This window comes from Anaerosporobacter mobilis DSM 15930 (assembly GCF_900142955.1).
GTDB classification, from domain to species: domain Bacteria; phylum Bacillota; class Clostridia; order Lachnospirales; family Lachnospiraceae; genus Anaerosporobacter; species Anaerosporobacter mobilis.
The window spans coordinates 1-2,218 of record NZ_FRCP01000040.1 but is presented as its reverse complement, the minus strand read 5'-3'; the positions used below and the strand labels follow the sequence as shown (position 1 = coordinate 2,218).

The 2,218-nt window shown below is 30.3% G+C and carries 5 protein-coding genes; all 5 read left to right on the top strand.

Annotation, left to right across the window (positions count from 1 at the left end; genetic code table 11):
- The first annotated feature begins 163 nt into the window (after window positions 1-163).
- Entirely contained in the window at window positions 164-379 is a 216-nt protein-coding gene (locus BUB90_RS22950; RefSeq protein ID WP_073292001.1) for a hypothetical protein, read from the top strand.
- Between the two features lie 20 nt (window positions 380-399).
- A complete protein-coding gene (locus BUB90_RS22945; protein WP_073291998.1) occupies window positions 400-657 on the top strand; it encodes a hypothetical protein in 258 nt (85 codons plus the stop codon).
- Between the two features lie 25 nt (window positions 658-682).
- Complete coding sequence (locus BUB90_RS22940; protein ID WP_073291996.1) at window positions 683-904, top strand: hypothetical protein; 222 nt, start codon at window positions 683-685, stop codon at window positions 902-904.
- 390 nt (window positions 905-1,294) lie between these two features.
- Window positions 1,295-1,660 carry a hypothetical protein gene (locus tag BUB90_RS22935; RefSeq protein WP_073291994.1) on the top strand — a complete coding sequence of 122 codons (366 nt, stop codon included), beginning with the start codon at window positions 1,295-1,297 and terminating at the stop codon, window positions 1,658-1,660.
- A 210-nt stretch (window positions 1,661-1,870) separates the two neighbouring features.
- Window positions 1,871-2,125: a hypothetical protein gene (locus BUB90_RS22930; protein ID WP_073291992.1), complete on the top strand. Its 255-nt coding sequence runs from the start codon at window positions 1,871-1,873 to the stop codon at window positions 2,123-2,125.
- Window positions 2,126-2,218: the final 93 nt, after the last annotated feature.

Genomic DNA, 2,218 nt, shown 5'->3' with positions numbered 1-2,218 from the left:
ACACTAGAAGGGATTATAGCAATGTTGTACATGGAGTTATGGTCAAAGTGTGATTTAAGGGAATGTCTAAGTAGATATGAAGATTTGAAACTATCGCCAAGTGAAATTAAAGCGAAACTTACTCAAAGTGAGTAAATTGATATTTTAGGGAGGAGAATGCACTGTGAAAATCGGAGAGTTAGATCAGCATTGTGGAAATTGCATGTTAATTGATTTGTGCGGTGAACCATATTCAGAGGTATGCCTTTGCTCCAATGAAAAACTAGCAGAGATGACTGAAAAGGAATATATGCACAAGGTTAATGAAGTAAGATTTAGTTCAAAAAGAAACTGGAGTAATAAGACATTAGAAAAGATTATTATAAAGTCTTTAAATTAGGATTTAGGAGGCAATTAGTTATGATAGAAATTATAAGAAAGAATGATAAAGTAAAGTTTGACGATTTGCCAATGAGAACATTTTTTAAAAGAGATAATGGCTATATAGGAATTAAGGTTGTACATGCAGGAGTTGTTGGAGTAGAAAATCCTAATTATATAAAATATAATTCAATTCACTTGGACGATTCTTGTTCACCAGAAATGTTTGTCCCAAGTGACGAGCTAGTTGCATTATCTATTGAAAAAGTTGTGATTACAGAAAATAAATTTAACTAAAATTGATATTTGGGGAGGATGAGGAATGACATTAAGAGAAGCAATTGATTGTGGTGTAATGATAGTAAATAATGATGATTCTTTCAGTTACAACGGAATGTGCAAAGACTGTAAATATAGCAAGTGCTATTCTTCACCAGCTTCATCTAATATGTGTATGAATAAAAAATCTGAATGGCATGGTTCATATCACGTAGATCATAACTTAATGAGATATGTTAATGGTTGTAGTGTGTTTGAAAATTGATATTTTAGAGGTGAAAATGGTATGGCATTAAACATGCTGATATAAAACTGTAACTCAATATAAACCAAAATAATATTGAGTTACAAGAGGGGGATGAATGCAAATGTTGTCATAGCATTTTAACACAAGAACAAAGTTTTAAATAAATGAGTATTCCAAAGTTAAGTTGTGTAAAAAAGAGTAAGGTTAAAATGTCGTAAACCTTACTCTGTATGATTGGAAGTGTTAGATCAATGCCACACATTATTAATATATGCATTCTAACTAAAAAATGTGACAAAGTCGATTGGGTTAATTAAGATTTTGAAATGGAAGGGGTATTTTTAAGTACTTGTGTAGGTAGAACGTTTATATAAGGACTTCATATTATAAATAAAAAGGAAAATTATTATGAGTTTAACCGAAAAGTATGAAATTCTTATTGCGTTCTTAGGGAGGGAAATACCAGAAAAGGAGTACATCGCAAAAGTTTGGAATCAAGCGATACTTGAAGAGTATCAAAAATCGACTGTATATATTAATGTTGCAATAGATGAACGTTTACTTGCCTGTGTAGATTGTACTGAATCAGAAAGAGGATTTATAATAACTTCAGTAAGAAATCCAATCCAATCGCAGGATCCAGAGTTATATTATAATTCGCTGGGAAGTATTTTATTTAAAGTAAGGAATATTCTTGGTGATCCCTATACATTAATTACAGTCGAACAGGTAAATTCTTCGTTTTTTCCATATAATTTAAAAACGAGTAGATAGATTAATGAAGTGTGACTCCATATAGATATGGTAACGATTATTGAGAATATGTGTTTATTTGGCTAAAAAGAGTAAGGCTAAAAAGTATCATAAGCCTTACTCTAGATGATTTGAATAGTTAGATTAACGGTTATATATTCAATATATGTATTTTAATTAAAAATGAGACAAAGTTAATTGGGGTAATTAGGATTTTGAGAAGGAGAAAGTATGGCTAAATTGAGCAAAAAAACATTAGAAGAAATAGGAGATATTTTAAGTAGGGGTTGTGAATATGCGAACACACAAGAAGTAGTCCACGAAACATTTAACGAATCAATTGAAAAAATAGGTGGATTGGGTGATTGGGATGAAATGAGTTCAACAGACTTAAATGACAAAGAGATTGTATTGCAAGATTTATTCGAAACATTTTACGACAATATGATTGAAAAAGTTATGAATGTTCTTAAAACACAAGAGTAGGTAAACTAAAATTTACAAACTTAAATATGATTTAGGAGTGATAGAGTGAAAAATAAAGTTATTACAGTTTGATGTTAGACGATGCATAAATTA

What these genes read in the sequence shown, in the direction of transcription:
- BUB90_RS22945 (WP_073291998.1), top strand. Translation starts at nt 400, where the DNA reads ATGATAGAAATTATAAGAAAGAATGATAAAGTAAAGTTTGACGATTTG.
- BUB90_RS22935 (WP_073291994.1), top strand. Translation starts at nt 1,295, where the DNA reads ATGAGTTTAACCGAAAAGTATGAAATTCTTATTGCGTTCTTAGGGAGG.
- BUB90_RS22940 (WP_073291996.1), top strand. Translation starts at nt 683, where the DNA reads ATGACATTAAGAGAAGCAATTGATTGTGGTGTAATGATAGTAAATAAT.
- BUB90_RS22930 (WP_073291992.1), top strand. Translation starts at nt 1,871, where the DNA reads ATGGCTAAATTGAGCAAAAAAACATTAGAAGAAATAGGAGATATTTTA.